General features: G+C 60.9%; 10 protein-coding genes and 1 pseudogene. 5 read left to right on the forward strand and 6 right to left on the reverse strand.

The annotated features are described in order from the left end of the window. Window positions 1–53: 53 nt before the first annotated feature. The gene (locus C5J22_RS02215; protein ID WP_105437186.1) at window positions 54–1,610 is read right to left on the reverse strand and encodes an ABC transporter substrate-binding protein; all 1,557 of its coding nucleotides are present in this window, start codon (window positions 1,608–1,610) and stop codon (window positions 54–56) included. 54 nt (window positions 1,611–1,664) lie between these two features. Further along, window positions 1,665–5,522, reverse strand: coding sequence for a hydantoinase B/oxoprolinase family protein (locus C5J22_RS02220; RefSeq protein WP_105436962.1), 3,858 nt, complete (start codon window positions 5,520–5,522; stop codon window positions 1,665–1,667). Window positions 5,523–5,819: 297 nt separating this feature from the next. Between C5J22_RS02220 and C5J22_RS02225 the strand changes: the two genes are divergently transcribed. Then, the gene (locus C5J22_RS02225; protein WP_105436963.1) at window positions 5,820–6,554 is read left to right on the forward strand and encodes an IclR family transcriptional regulator; all 735 of its coding nucleotides are present in this window, start codon (window positions 5,820–5,822) and stop codon (window positions 6,552–6,554) included. 423 nt (window positions 6,555–6,977) lie between these two features. On the opposite strand, the gene C5J22_RS30965 is transcribed toward C5J22_RS02225, so the two are convergent. Continuing rightward, window positions 6,978–7,508, reverse strand: a complete 531-nt coding sequence (locus tag C5J22_RS30965) for a hypothetical protein (RefSeq protein ID WP_172746481.1) — start codon at window positions 7,506–7,508, stop codon at window positions 6,978–6,980. A gap of 389 nt (window positions 7,509–7,897) precedes the next feature. On the opposite strand from C5J22_RS30965, the gene C5J22_RS31545 reads away from it, so the two are divergent. The 4 genes and pseudogenes from C5J22_RS31545 to C5J22_RS02255 all read left to right on the forward strand — a co-directional run bounded on the left by C5J22_RS31545 (window position 7,898) and on the right by C5J22_RS02255 (window position 10,223). Next, entirely contained in the window at window positions 7,898–8,035 is a 138-nt protein-coding gene (locus tag C5J22_RS31545; protein ID WP_245440267.1) for a hypothetical protein, read from the forward strand. Then, the gene (gene tnpB / locus C5J22_RS02245; RefSeq protein WP_105436965.1) at window positions 8,032–8,382 is read left to right on the forward strand and encodes an IS66 family insertion sequence element accessory protein TnpB; all 351 of its coding nucleotides are present in this window, start codon (window positions 8,032–8,034) and stop codon (window positions 8,380–8,382) included. Before C5J22_RS31545 ends, tnpB begins: the two co-directional genes overlap by 4 nt. 59 nt (window positions 8,383–8,441) lie before the next feature. Next, window positions 8,442–9,107 (forward strand): annotated as a pseudogene (locus C5J22_RS02250) (IS66 family transposase zinc-finger binding domain-containing protein); the annotation flags it as partial. Then, window positions 9,108–10,223 (forward strand): integrase core domain-containing protein, encoded by a 1,116-nt coding sequence (locus C5J22_RS02255; protein WP_105437187.1) that lies wholly within the window; start codon window positions 9,108–9,110, stop codon window positions 10,221–10,223. Between the two features lie 236 nt (window positions 10,224–10,459). Here the strand turns inward: C5J22_RS02255 and C5J22_RS02260 are convergent, their stop codons facing one another. The 3 genes from C5J22_RS02260 to C5J22_RS02270 all read right to left on the reverse strand — a co-directional run bounded on the left by C5J22_RS02260 (window position 10,460) and on the right by C5J22_RS02270 (window position 14,731). After that, a complete protein-coding gene (locus C5J22_RS02260) occupies window positions 10,460–12,061 on the reverse strand; it encodes a GMC family oxidoreductase (protein WP_105436966.1) in 1,602 nt (533 codons plus the stop codon). A gap of 66 nt (window positions 12,062–12,127) precedes the next feature. Further along, the gene (locus C5J22_RS02265; RefSeq protein WP_105436967.1) at window positions 12,128–13,090 is read right to left on the reverse strand and encodes a tripartite tricarboxylate transporter substrate binding protein; all 963 of its coding nucleotides are present in this window, start codon (window positions 13,088–13,090) and stop codon (window positions 12,128–12,130) included. 144 nt (window positions 13,091–13,234) lie between these two features. Then, the gene (locus C5J22_RS02270; RefSeq protein ID WP_105436968.1) at window positions 13,235–14,731 is read right to left on the reverse strand and encodes an aldehyde dehydrogenase family protein; all 1,497 of its coding nucleotides are present in this window, start codon (window positions 14,729–14,731) and stop codon (window positions 13,235–13,237) included. Window positions 14,732–14,815: the final 84 nt, after the last annotated feature.

The raw sequence follows: 14,815 nt of genomic DNA on the forward strand, positions 1-14,815 counted from the left end.
GCAAACTCCGGAGCGGCGGGCATCCGTATCGGAAACCCGCCGGCGGCAAGGGGTCAGGCGATCGACAGCGGCCAGATTTCCATCGTATTGGCGGCCACCGGGCTGAAGACATAGTCCTTCACGTTGTCGCGCATTGCAAACTTGCGAAGTTCAAGAATGCCGATGATGTCAGGCGCATCCTCGACGATCACGGCCTGGAACTTCTTATAGAGTTCGGCGCGCTTCGTCTTGTCCACTTCGGCACGGGCGTCTTCGATCAGCTTGTCGACCGCGGGGTTCTTGTAGACCGGGTTCTGCCACTGGCCATTGCGCGATGAATGATAGGCGGCAAACGCGGTATTGTCCGGATCGGCATAATTCGGCGACTGGAAGATCGAGTAGAAATCGACCATGGTTTCCGGCGAACGGGCCATGGCAACCGTGTCCGGCCAGGTCATGGCGCGGATGTCGAGGTTGATGTTGAGCGCCTTCAGCGATTCCAGCATGATCAGGCACCAGCGGCGCTGGTTCTCGTAGCCGGCTGCATGGTGGATGGACAGCGTGATGCCGCCGTCCTTATAGTTGGACTTGGCGAGATATTCCTTCGCCTTAGCGATATCCTGGTCATAGCCCTTCTGGTCCGGGTCGAAACCGAAGATGCCGACCGGCAGCGGGCTCTTCATCAGCTGCGCCGGGCCGGCCGCATCCAGCATGCCCTTATAGTTGAACGCATAGGACACCGCCTTGCGGAGGTTCTTGTCCGCAAGCGGCCCCTTGGCCGTGTTCATCTTGATGGTGAAGGTGCGGTAGTCGGGCTCCATGATGCGCACGACCTTGGCCATGTCCTTGATGGCGTCCATGTCTTCCGCGAACATATCAAGTGCGAAATGCACCTCACCCCGCTGGAGCATCAGGCGGGCGGTCGAGGCCTCGCGGACGATCTTCCAGATCGCGCCGTTGAGATTGCCGCCCTTGTGCCAGTCGTTGTCAACGCGGATCAGTTCGTAGAGATCACCCCGCTTGACGCGGCCCATCTTGAAAGCGCCGGAACCGGCCATGTTGGCAAGCAGATAGGCCTGGCCGTCATCGGTGCCCTTGTTGGCTTCGACGACCTTGGAATTGACGATGAACATCCACGGCAGGACGGAGAGAAGCGGCGCGAACGGCTTCTTCAGCGTCATCGTCACCGTCATCTCACTGGTCGCCTTGACGCTGTTCTGGTCGAGAATGCCCGAGACCATCCAGGCCGGACCCTTGGCGAGGCGCAGCAGGCGGGCGAAGGAATATTCGACGTCATTCGCGGTGACCGGCGTGCCGTCATGAAACTTGGCATTGCTGTCGATTTCGAACGTGTAGGTCAGGCCGTCTTCCGACTGCTTCCAGCTCTTGGCGAGGCCCGGCGCCGGAACAGGCGGATTGGCGACGACGCGCACGAGAGGGTCGTAGGTATTGCGGAACAGCCATTGCGGCGCATAGCCGGTTGCCACATGCGGGTCGAAATTCGGGATATCGACCGTGCTGGCCAGGACCATGATGTTCTTGCCGGCCGAATTGGCAAGGCGCGGCAGTGTCGCAGCAGCGGTCATCCCCGCAGCACCGATCAGAAATTGGCGTTTATTCAAGGTGAGCATGTCCATTCCCCTTTTATATCTGCGTCGCTCGTGTCGACTGAAAGTGAGCCAGTATTACCGGCTCGCTGCCGGCGAAAGGCGTGCGGATGCCGCCAATTCCTTTTTGCGCTCGCTGAGGCCGTAAGTGCTCTCGGCCGTTTCGGCGCTGATATAGTCTTCCCGGACGTCGTCCTCGATCAGCTCGACCGAGCGGTTGGCCGGATCGCCAAAGCCTGCGCCGCCGCCGAGCTGCAGTTCGACCACGCGATCGGTACGATCGACGACGAAGAGGCCGCCGGTGCCGACGTCTTCCAACACATTGCCTTCCTCATCACGGACATAGCCGTGTGAGAGCAGGCCGTTCTGACCACCGAACAGGCCAGTGATCGGTGCGTTGACACCTTCCGGCGAGACGAACACGGTGACAGAGGTGCCGTCGTCATAACGCTTGGCGAGCCGGATACGGGCGCCAAGGCCGCCGCGGAACTCGCCGACGCCGCCGGAATCCCGCACGAAGCCCTTTTCGAGGACCACGACTGGCGAGCGGCTCTCCAGCATCTCGATCGAGGACGTTGCCGCAGACGTCGGCCACAGAACGGACGACTTGCCGTCCTTGGCCGAGCTGCCGCCCTGCCCGCCGCCGGAAAGCAGATGGTCGTAGAAGATCTTGCCGTCCGTGGTCTTGCCGTAGACGGTCAAGAGGCTCGGCAGACCGGTATGGGCGATGACCTTTTCGGGGGCCGCCTTCGACAGCGCCCGGAAGATGTTCGGCGAGGTGTACCAGCCGGTGCGGGTGCGCAGGCTAACCGGGGCGGGCTTGTTGCAGTTCATCACCGAGCCCTTCGGCGCCTTGACCGTCAGCGGACGGTAGCAGCCGGCATTGCCGCGCACCGCAGGTGTCAACATGCACTTCAGTGGATAGGTCGAATGCGCGGTCGTGTAGCTCAGCGTGCAGTTGATGCCGCCGAGCGGCACTTCGGGCGGAGCGCCTTCGAAATCCAGTTCGATCTCGTCGTCCTTGATCGTCACCTTGACCGGCACGGTCATATGCGTGCCGAGCGGGTTGTAGGAGATGGTCGAGGTGTGGACGCCGTTTGGGATGGTGCGGATCGCGTCTCGCATCGCCTTTTCGGAGCGGGACTGCACGACCTCGGCGAGCGCCTTGAGATCGGACAGGCCGTATTCGTCCATGAACGCCACCATGCGGCGGGCGCCGGTGTCATTGGCGGCGACCAGCGAGCGGACGTCGCCAAGCACCTGATGGGAGTCGCGGATATTCTCCGCCATCAGGCGGAAGAGGTCTTCGTTCTCGACACCCGCCTTGATCAGCTTCATCGGGGGGATCTGCAGGCCTTCCTCGTAGACTTCCGTCGCCTTCATACCGTTGCGGGTGCCGCCGATATCGCCGACATGGCCGACCGTGCCCATGACAGCGACGGCCTTGCCGTCCTTGAAGACAGGGGTCATCACGGCGATGTCGAACAGGTGACCGGCGCAAAGCCACGGGTCGTTGCAAACCAGCACGTCACCTGGTTCGAGCGTATCGATCGGATAACGCTCGAGTGCGGCCTTGACGACCATCGGCAGGGTCAGGTTGAAGACCGGCATGACGCGGGCCGAATGCGCCAGCGTTTCGCCGGAGGCATCAAGGATCGAGCAGCCGAAATCCTGGGATTCCGAGATGATCAGGGAGTAGGCCGTGCGGCAGACCGTGTGCCACATTTCTTCCGCCACGGTAACAAGGCGGCTCCACATAATCTCGAGCGCGATCGGATCGGATTCGATCTTTTCGATCGCCTCCGCCTTGCTCATCTGCGGCGTGACAAGCTCGATGCCCTTGCCGACTGTGGCGATCTTGATACGAAGGTTGCCGGCACTATCGACCGTGAGTATGTCACCGGGTGGCACGATCGTGGTGGATTCACGCTCTTCGATGACCGCCGGACCCTGGACAGTCATGCCTGACGTCAGTTTGTAGCGATCGTAGATGCCGGCATCAACGAACCCTTCGCCAAAGTAGCATTTGCGGCTTCCCTTGAGCGCGGTGTCGCCGGATGCAGCAATATCAGCCTGCTTTATGGAAAGCTGTGGTGTCGCACCGCTGGCGCGCAGGCGGAACGAGAGGATCTCCAGCTCGGCTTCCGTCGGGACGCGGGTGTAGCGAGCCGCATAGACTTGCTCGAAGGATCTACGGATGGTCGAATAGGCATTCCCGTCCAACTCGCCGGCCGGGATCGGCACGTTGATTTCGTGCAGCTGGCCAACCAATCGCATGTCGGCGGTGCGTTCGAAGACGACGTCTTCGGCCTTGGCGCCGGCAGCGAGAAGCTTAGCCTTGCCTTCTTCCGCCAGTTCGCCGAAGGCGGAATTTAGAGCCGCGGTGTCGAGATCGGCAGAAAGCGCCATCGGTCGCGAGCGGACAAGATCGAACGAGAGCGGTGCCGTGAGGAAGCCGAAAGCGGAGGCCGCGCCGCTCGCCTGCGGGATGATGACTTCCGTGACGCCGAGAATGCGGGCAACGCGGGCGGCAAAGGCCGGGCCGGCGCCACCGAAACCGATCATCGAATAACCGCGCGGATCCTTGCCCTTTTCGACCAGATGGATGCGGGTGGCACTCGCCATGTTTTCCCCGACCACCTGATGAACGCCCCAGGCAGCTTCGACGGTCGAGATGTCGAGCGGCTCGGCGATCGTCTTCAGCGCCTTTTCGGCAGCGTCCAGGTCGAGCGTCATGCGTCCGCCAAGGAAGAAGGCGGGGTCATAGTAACCGAGTGCGACGCTCGCATCCGTCACCGTCGGCTTGGTACCGCCGGCGCCGTAGCAGGCAGGTCCCGGAGAAGCGCCCGCCGAATGCGGACCGACCTGCAGCAGGCCGACTTCGTCGATCGCAGCGATCGAGCCGCCGCCGGCACCGATTTCGATCATGTCGACGACCGGCGCCTTGACCGGCAGGCCGGAACCGTTCTTGAAGCGTCGCACCCGGCCGGCTTCCATATAGGAGGCGATATGCGCCATGCCGTTTTCGATCATGCAGGCCTTCGCCGTCGTGCCGCCCATGTCGAAGGCGATGACGTTTTCCTGCCCAGCTGCCTTGCCGAACCATGCGGTGGCGAGCGCACCACCGGCCGGGCCGGATTCGAGCAGGCGGATCGGGAATTCGCGTGCCTCGTCGACCGAGACGAGACCACCGGCCGAATGCATCAAACGAAAGGCGCCGGTGAAGCCGCGGGCTGCAAGTTCCTGCTCGAAACGGCGCAGGTAGCGATCCATCAGCGGCTGCACATAGGCATTGGCGCAGGTGGTGACGAAGCGGGGATATTCGGAGATTTCCGCGACGACTTCCGAAGAGATCGAGACCGAAATGTCGGGGTAATGCTGCTTGATGATTTCGCGCACCCGCTGTTCGTGGGCAGGATTGCGGTAGGAATGCATCAGGCACACAGCGATCGCCTCGACGCGTTCGGCGACCAGCTTCTTGACGGCGCGCAGGACGGAGACCTCATCAAGCGGCTTGATCACGCCGCCATCGGCGCCGATGCGTTCCGAAATCTCGATGCGGCGCGAGCGGCTGACCAGCGGGTCCGGAAAAGTCAGGAACAGGTCGTAGATGTCGTAGCGCTGCTCGGTGCCGATTTCGAGAACATCGCGAAAACCTTCTGTCGTGATCAGGCCGACCGGCGCGCCCTTGCGTTCGATGACCGCATTGGTGACGAGCGTCGTGCCGTGGACGATTTCCGCAAGGTCGGCAACCGAGATTTCCGCTGCAGCGACCAGTTCCGCCAGGCCGCCGAGCGCGCCCTGCGACGGATCTTTCGGCGTCGTCAGGCACTTGTGTAGACGGATGGAGGATGCCTTTTCGTCGAACAGGATGAAGTCGGTGAAGGTGCCACCGATATCGACGCCGGCGCGGAAATTCCTGGAAGTCTCTTGCATTCGCATATTCCCCATAACGATGGCCGACGGCATGCCACGGCCCGGTCGATGCCATCACGTCGATGGCGCGTAAGGTTCATCTCGGGTTCTGAACGCCCAGCGCGGGAATGGGTAAACACGCCCCTCGCCAAAGGGGATTAATCTGATGCCTGCCTGTTCCGCCGCTTTTTTAAGCATGAATTGTTTTGACATATTAGTAGGCGGCATTTTCCCGGGAGTCCAGTACTAGTTTCATATTTGACAATGAGTTCCAATAATGGGAATATTAAGCTCCGATTTGCGCCCTTAGGACGAAATATGAGCTCTCTCGAAGACGCCATCGCCATTCTCGGTTGCTTCTCGCTTTCCGAGCCTTCGCTGTCACAAGCGGAAGTGGCACGCCGGACCGGCTGTCCGAAATCCAACGCGTCCCGCGTGATGAAGACTTTGCGCGAAAGCGGTGTCCTCGATTTCGACGCGGTAACGCGGCTCTACACGCCCGGCATCCGGCTTTTCGAGCTCGGCCAGATCTGCCGTTCGAATCATAACTTTCTGGATCTGGTGAATACCGAACTGGAGGAGGTATGCTCGGTTGGCGGGCACACCGCCTATGTCACCGTCTTCGACGGGCCGCAGCTCGTCGTGCTGCGCATGGTGCGCGGTTCGAGCCCGCTGGCGATCACCTCGACGCCAGGATACCGCGCATGGCCGCATGCCACTTCCAACGGCCGTGCCATGCTCTCGCTGCTGGACGAGGAAGAGTGGAAGCTGCGCGTTCCGGATCAACTGCCCTTCGTGACGCCGCGCGCACCACAGAACCATGGGGAGCTGCTGGAACGCATCCGCATCATCCACGAGACCGGGCGCTCGCATTCCACCAATGATTCATACGACGGCGTTTCATCGGAAGGCGTCGCCTTTCGCGATCCCGGCACGGGCGAAGTCATCGGGGTCGCGATATCTTATCCGACGATCATGGCCACGCCCGAGCTGCAGGACAAGATCACCGGTCTGCTGACAACGATGAAGACCAACCTCATGCGCCACAAATAATTGCGGGTGCCTATTTGAAGTCGCATCTCTGCTCTTGAACCAATTCGAACTGTCGACGCATGGTTTAGCGGACCACGCATTGATTTCTAACTAAAATCTCGCCGCGCTCATTTTGGCAGGGCAACTGCCGAGGGTCTGACAACAGTGATTGAAATGTGGCCGCAGCGGCGACTGTCCAAGGAGGAAACCTTGGCCTTGACAACGCCTTCTGGACCAAGATCGGCGCCGCCTGGTCGCATGATGACGGCCACGGCTTCAACACCACCCTGAAGGCCATGCCGATCGACGGGAAGCTCAGCCTCCGCAAGATAAAGCAAAGAACGACACCGAATGGCCGGCACGATGAGCGCCCCAATAGAGCTCGACGGTCGGCACTGTTTCACCGCGTCAATGCGAGTGCAAACCATGACAGTCCCAAACGCGTCATTCTGCTTTTGGCGTCTGCGCCTCCAGGGCTTCAATCCGCTGATAGATCCAGGACAAATATTCCTGCGGAGACGACGCCTTCTGATCGCCGTTAAACGCGTTCACATGGCGACCGTCCAACATACCGTTTTCCATGAAGATTTTAACGACATTCGCCTCGTTACGTGCTGCATCGAGATTCATAACCGCGACATTGCTGAAATAGACCTCGTTGCTTTCGATGTTGGAGATCTCCTTTTCCCATGCCGCTTGATCCGCCTTTGATTTTGCATAGGCTGCCTGGCCAGCAGTGAAAGCCGCCATTTCCTCCGGCGTTGCGTCGCGGAACGTATATTGGCTTTTATCGAGAATGATTACATCCTCTACTGGCGTTCCTTTCATCAATCGCTCGGAAAGAGATTGCATTTCTTCCGGGGAGTAACGGGGAATGCGATTGGCCGCTTCTTCTGGCGACCCAACCTGTCGGCTGCGGGAGGATTGAGTTGATGAGACCTTAGGGTAGGGCATGCCCGAATTAATTTCCATCATTTACACTCCAGCCAAATTTCAGTCTTTCTACCTGTGGTAGCTTGCCCGAAGGCTGTATCCTTCCGCCGAAGGCCGCCTGCCCTGATTGGCTGATTGGCTTTAAGTCCATGGCTTATGTCATGCACTACAATCATTTCCCCCATCGAAGTTTTGTCCGCCGATGATCTTGGTCGCCGGCGGGATTGGTCGGACGAGGAGAAGATCCGGATCGTCGAGGAGAGCCTGCAGGGTTTTCGTCAGGGTTCTGCGACGGCGCGGCGATATGGGACTGTCGCGGTCATTGTTGACCCGTTGGCGTGGGGAGTACCGCAGTGGCCTTCTGCGCATTTCCGCGACAACGGGCTTCGTGCCGCTTTTGATCTCGTCGGCGGCGGCGGCATCTTGGCGACATGACGACTGCACCGCCCCGGCCTGAAGACGACAAGACGATCGAGATCGGCCTGCCGAACGGCCGACGCCTGATGATCCCGGCTTCGCTTGATCCGACCATCCTTGCCCGTTTGCTGCCGGTTTTGGATGCGCCATGATCGCCTTTCCAGCCGGGGTTAAGGTGTGGATTGCGGGTGGGGTGACAGACATGCGTTGCGGCATGAACAGCCTGGCGCTGAACGTGCAGCAAGGTCTTGGCCGCGATCCTCATGGTGGCGAAGTCTTCTGCTTCCGGGGGCGCAAGGGTGATCTTATCAAGATGCTCTGGCATGACGGCGTCGGCATGTCGCTTTACCTGAAGCGGCTGGAAGCTGGAAAGTTCATCTGGCCGGTCAGCCAGAATGGTTCCGCTGTGCCTGTATCGTCGGCGCAGCTCGGCTACCTTCTGGAAGGGATTGACTGGCGCAATCCTCGTTGGACGCAGCGACCGTCGAAAGCAGGCTGATCGCCTACATTGCTCTGTTTTTGTTGGGCTTTCGACATGCTGCATGGTAGCTTTCGGCCGTGGACGATGCTGCTTCGGAGATAGCCAGACTGCGCGCCGCGCTTGCGGCATCTGAGGAGCGTGCCGCGTCTGCCGAGGCCGACCTTGCGCAGGTGCGCGCCGTCGTGACGACCTCCGAGGCGATGATCCGGCACCTCAAGCTCGAGATCGCCAAAATGCGCCGCGAGCAGTACGGCCGGAGTTCGGAACGGCGTGCCCGGCTGATCGACCAGTTGGAATTGCAGCTCGAAGAATTCGAGGCCGACGTCACCGAGGACGAGATCGCGGCGGAACGCATGGCAGCAAAGATTGCGCAAGTCTCTGCCTTCGAGCGCCGCCGGCCGGGCCGCAAGCCGTTTCCCGAGCACTTGCCACGTGAGCGCCTGGTCATCGAGGCCCCTTCGACCTGCACTTGCTGCGGCTCGGCCCGGATCGTGAAGATGGGCGAAGACATCACCGAGACATTGGAGGCGATCCGCGCCAGTGGAAGGTGATCCAGACGGGTGCGAGAGAAGTTCACCTGCCGGGATTGCGAGAAGATCAGCCAGCCACCGGCTCTCTTCCATGCGACACCACGCGGATGGGCGGGACCGAACCGGCTGGCGACGATCTTGTTCGAGAAGTTCGGCCAACATCAACCATTGAACCGCCAGGCCGAGCGCTACACCAGGGAGGGCGCCGATCTCATGAGCGATGTGTGCCGTGCATTCGGCATCTCGCGCAAGACCGGCTACAAGATCTTCAACCGCTACAAGGATGACGGCCTGGAGGCGCTGACCGACCGATCGCGGCGGCCGGTGCGCTATGCCAACCAGTTGCCTGAGCCGGTCGAGGCGATGATCGTCTCGCGCAAGAAGAACAAGCCGCACTGGGGTGCCAGGAAGATCCGAGAACTGCTGGTGAAGCGCCTGGCCGGCGACGTGCGCGTGCCGTCGAAGAGCACGGTGCATGCCGTTCTCGATCGGCACGGCCTGGTCGCCCATGCGCGTAAACGCCAACGCTTTCGGGCCGAGGGGACAACCCTGTCACAGGCATTGCTGCCGAACGATCTGTGGTGTGCCGACTTCAAGGGCGAATTCAAGCTCGGCAATGGCCGATACTGTTACCCGCTGACGGTCACCGACCAGGCGTCACGTTATCTTCTTTGCTGCGAAGCCTTCGAATCGACGCGAGAGCGGACTGTCTTCGATGCATTCCGGCGGCTGTTTGCCGAATGTGGTCTGCCGACGGCGATCCGCAGCGACAACGGCTTGCCGTTCGCCAGCCCAAACGGGCTCTACAATCTGTCGAAGCTATCGGTGTGGTGGCTGAGGCTCGGGATCACGCTGGAGCGCATCAGGCCGGGCCGTCCCCAACAGAACGGCCGGCATGAGCGCATGCACCTGACGCTGAAGAAGGAGGCGACCAAACCACCTGGCAGAAACATTCTCCAGCAGCAGGCCCGCTTCGACGCTTTCGTCAGTGAATTCAATCAGGAGCGGCCGCACGAGGCGCTCAACATGAAGGTGCCGGCAGATCTCTACGTCGCTTCGTCACGCCGCTGTCAGGGCCTGCCGGAGATCGACTACCCCTTCCATGATCGAGATGCGCTGGTGACCAATTGCGGCCGCATCTGCATCTATCGCAAGAAGATCAACATCTCGACCGTGCTGGCCGGACAGAAGCTCGGAATCAAGGAAGTCGACGACGGCATTTGGCTCGTCAGCTTCATGCATTATGATCTGGGATATATCGACCTGGAGCAGAGGACCTTGCAAACCATCGACAACCCGTTCGGCACGAGGTTGTTACCCATGTGTTAGGGACAAGCTGTTACCTATGTCTCCGGGTCGGGCATTCTGAAGCATGCTCGCCTTGAACCATTCCTAACCGTCAGTAGGTCGTTTCGCCCCCCGCAGGTAGGTTCTATGAAGAGGTTCCTGCCACATCAGTGCTGAGACTATTTCTCTGCCGTCGGGTATCCGCTGGCGGGTGTCTTCCCGACCCCGAGCCGCGACAAGACGCGCCACTGGTAGCTGGAGTTTTGCGCACCGCTGGCTCAAGGACTGCGGATCATATCAGAGGCTTTTTCGGCGATCATGATCGTCGGGATGTTGGTGTTTCCGCCTGGCTCTTCCGGCATAACCGAGGCATCGACGACGCGCAGCCCTTCAACGCCGTGAACCTTGAGTTCGGAGTCGACCACGCTCTCCGGCATGACGCCCATGGCGCAGGTTCCCAACGCGTGCTGGCGTACCAGTGCCGTCCTGCGGATAACAGCTTCGAGGTCGCCGTCCGTCTTCACATCCCTGCCTGGAAACATCTCGTCTTCGATCAGATTCTTTTGTTGACCAGAATTATAGATCTCGCGCGTCAGCCGCATAGCCTTGATCATATTGTCCATGTCGATACGATCGGTAAGGAGATTGAACTGAATGCGAGGGGAGGCCTCAGGGTCTGCGGATCCGAGCTTTACCCAGCCTCGCGAACGTGGATAGAGGATTCCGACACGCGCCGTGAAAGAATGGATGGCAGGCGGGGTGAGACCCGGGAACCAGAGTTTTGCGTCATTGGCTACCGAAGAGCAGACCAGCTGCACATCCGGACGGTCGATATGCGGCTCGGTCCTGGCGAAGATTACCGCGGCAGCCCCGTTGTTGGTAAATGGGCCGTTGCGAAAGAGATGCCAGCGCGCGCCTGAGACGACCGCACGGTCGAGCCGGAGCTGCTCAAGGAACGTGCCCCGACTCTTTGCCTTGAAGATCGCCAGCATGTTTGGATGCTCGGAAAGATTCTGTCCAACGCCCGGCAGATCGTGGATGGCGTCTATGCCGAACTCCCGCAGATGGTCTGCCGGCCCTATGCCCGACAGCATCAGCATTTGTGGCGACTTGTAGGGTCCCGCAGACAGTATCACTTCGCGGTCCGCCCAGGCTTTCCGAAGCACGCCGTCCCGCTTGTATTCGATACCGATCGCGCGGCCATTTTCGATCAGGACCCGGCGCAAGGCGGCCGCGGTCTCGACCGTCAGGTTGGCACGGGAAAGGGCCGGCAGGAGATAGGTCTTGGCGGTGCTCTGGCGTACGCCGTCGCCGACCGCGAGCTCGATCTTGCTGATACCTTCCGTATCCGCGCCGTTGTAATCGTCCCGTTCGGGAAGACCATGCGTGACCGCGGCGTCGCGCAAGGCGTCATAGAGCATCTGGGGGTGTCGGGTCTGGCAGACCTTGACGGGGCCTTCAGCGCCGTGGAATTCGCCTGCTCCGCGCCAACTGTTTTCGAGCCGCTTGAAATAGGGGAGCACATCCCGATAGCTCCATCCCTCGGCGCCGCTCTGGCGCCAGATATCGTAATCGCGTGGATTGCCGCGGGCGAAGATCATCCCATTGATCATCGAGGTCCCGCCCAGCGCACGGCCGCGGCGCAGGAGGATACGACGACCGTTCAGGCCCGGCTCCGGCTCGGTCTGGAACTGCCACGTATATCGCTTGTTGAACGACATCATGTAAAAGGCGATCGGCATCTGAAGCCAGGGATGGCGAGCTCGCCTTCCCGCCTCGATCAGCAGAACACGTGTCGTGCCGTCTTCGGTGAGCCGGTTGGCAAGCACGCAGCCTGCCGAGCCCGCGCCGACAATGATATAATCATAGGTGGCGGTCATGCTTGTGTTCCGGCGCTTCGAGGAATCGGCTCCCGCGCCGAGGGCGGGAGCCAGGCGCAAGGCCGGTCAGCCGGCCGGGGGAATATTGGCGATGCGGATGAATTCACGCCACTCGTCGATCGCCTTGATCAGCATCTGCTGGGTGGTTTCGGGAGAGTTCGCCCATGGATCGCCGCCGGAACCGTTGAGGAACTTGATCGTATCGGGCTGCTTCAAAGCGCTATTGAACCAGCTGTTGATCTTGTCCACGACGGATTTCGGCGTGCCAGAAGGAACGGCTGCCGAGAACCAGGTGGTCACATCGATCGGCAGCCCTTTTTCCTTCAACGTCGGAATGTCGGGAATGGATGCCAGTCGTTCGGCGCTGGCAACGGCGAGCACGCGCAGGCGACCTTCGCGCTGTTGTGCCAGCGAGAAGACCGGGTCCAGCGCTCCGAACAGCAGCCGGCCGGACAGGAGATCGTTCAGCGACGCCGCAGCGGATTCGTATTTCACCTGAACAGTGTCGAGTTTTGCGGCCTGCTTGTAGAGTTCCCCGAGAACCATGCCGGAATTGGCAGCCGCCGCATAGGACGCCTTGGCGCCCTCGGCCTTCAGCTTCTCCGTCAGTTGCTCCAGCGTCTTGATGTCGCTCCTGGCATCGACCACGATCATGAATGCCTGGCGATTGATGGTCGCGACCATCTGCAGGTCCTTGGCGACGTCGATCGGCGGCTGCTTGAAACGCGACATGATAGAGGCGATCGTGGTGCCCGCATCCATCAGGATTGTATGGCCGTCGGCCGCCGAGCGCGCCACGAATTGGGTGCCGATGCTGCCGGCGGCGCCCGGTTTGTTTTCCACAATAATCGTGGTGCCTGGAGCCTGAGCCTTGATCTTTTCGGCCATGAAGCGGACGAGAATATCCGCGCCGCTTCCCGCCGGAAAAGTGCAGATGATGCGAATGTCCTTGCTTGGATAGTCCTGCGCCTGGGCTCCAAGCGGCATTGCCGCGGCGAACGCCAGCGCCATGAAAGTTCTGCGAAACATCGTCCTCTCCTCCCTTTTGTCGGCCGTAAGACCGACATGCCACAGTCACTGCAGTCTCATTGCAGTTCACCGGCACGACCTCCTCCGCCGTACCGATCCCGAGGGGCTTCATGCCCCCGCGCGCATGCGCCCAAGCCTCGTCGCTCAGAGCGCCATGGCCACCGACTTCAACTCCGTATAGCCTTCGATGCCTTCGCGCCCAAGTTCCCGACCCCAGCCCGATTGCTTGAAGCCGCCGAAGGGCAAGGCCGGGTCCAGCCCACCGCCATTGACGCGAACCGTGCCGGCCTTGAGTTTCCTCGCCATTTTGTGTGCAGTCGAAAGGTTTTGGGTCCAGAGGACCGCACCGAGTCCGTAATTCGTCGCGTTCGCCTCGCGCGCAATGCGGTCGAGGTCGGCTTCGTCATAGGACATGGCGCAGAGTACCGGTCCGAAGATTTCCTGCTGCACGACATCCATGTCCGGCCGCGTTCCCGTCAGAACCGTCGGCTGAATGAAATAGCCCTCGCTGCCGATCCGGCCGCCGCCGGCGCGGATTTCCGCGCCCTGGTTCTGGCCTGACGCGATAAACCCGGAAATCCGCTCGAGTTGCTCCTGCGAAACGACCGGGCCCATCTGCGTCGAAGCCGCAAGACCGGCGCCGACACGAATTTCGCTTGCCCGCCGCGACACGCCGTCCACCAATCTCTCGAAAACGTCCCGATGTGCATAAAGCCTGGAGCCTGCATTGCAGATCTGGCCGGCGTTGGAAAAGATCGATCGGGCTGCGCCCTCGATCGCCCGGTCGATATCGGCGTCCGGAAAAACGATGACAGGCGTCTTGCCGCCAAGTTCGAGCGTAACGCGCTTAAAGTCGGCGGCGGCGGCCCTGACGATGAGGCGCCCGACCTCCGTCGAACCGGTGAACGTCACCTTGTCAATACCCGGATGCGCCGTCATGGCCGCGCCTGCGGTCTCGCCGAAGCCGGTCAGGATATTGACGACGCCATCCGGAAAACCGACATCGAGGATTAACTGGCCGAGCTTCAAGGCCGTCAAGGGCGTCTGTTCGGCCGGCTTCAGGACGACGGTGCACCCAGCCGCAAGCGCAGGCGCAATCTTGGACACCGCCATCATCAACGGCGCATTCCAGGGTGTGATCGATCCGACGACGCCGACAGGCTCCCGTGTCGTATAGGCATGCCAGGTGCCGGGGTTGGAAATCGAGATGGATTCACCGTTCAGCTTGGTGCACCAACCCGCGAAATAACGCAGGACCTCGATCGAGTGCGGCAGATCAACCACTTTCGCATCGTTCAGCGGCTTGCCGTTGTCCAGCGTCTCGATGAATGCGAACTCCTCGGCCTGTGCTTCCAGCGCGTCCGCAAGCTTCCAGATGAGCTTCGCCCGCGCCGCTGGCGCCATCCGCGACCAGGGGCCATCGTCGAAGGCGCGGCGCGCCGCCGTTACAGCCAGATCGACATCGACTGCCTCAGCCGCGGCGATGTCCGATAGCAGGCTACCATCGGCGGGGTTGTGGGTGGGAAAAGTCCTGTGCGACGCGGCAGGAACCCACTTGCCGTCGATCAGCAACCTGTGAGGGCCGCGCATGAATTCGCTTACGGCAGCAGGGATCATCGCCATCGAAACGTTGACGCTCATGCTTCCTCCTCCTCGCCACTCCATCCGGGGTGCTCCTATGCGAGTATCAGGCGACCTTAGTATTCATTATGGACAAATGCAATC

This window comes from Neorhizobium sp. T25_13 (assembly GCF_002968675.1).
GTDB lineage: Bacteria > Pseudomonadota > Alphaproteobacteria > Rhizobiales > Rhizobiaceae > Neorhizobium > Neorhizobium tomejilense.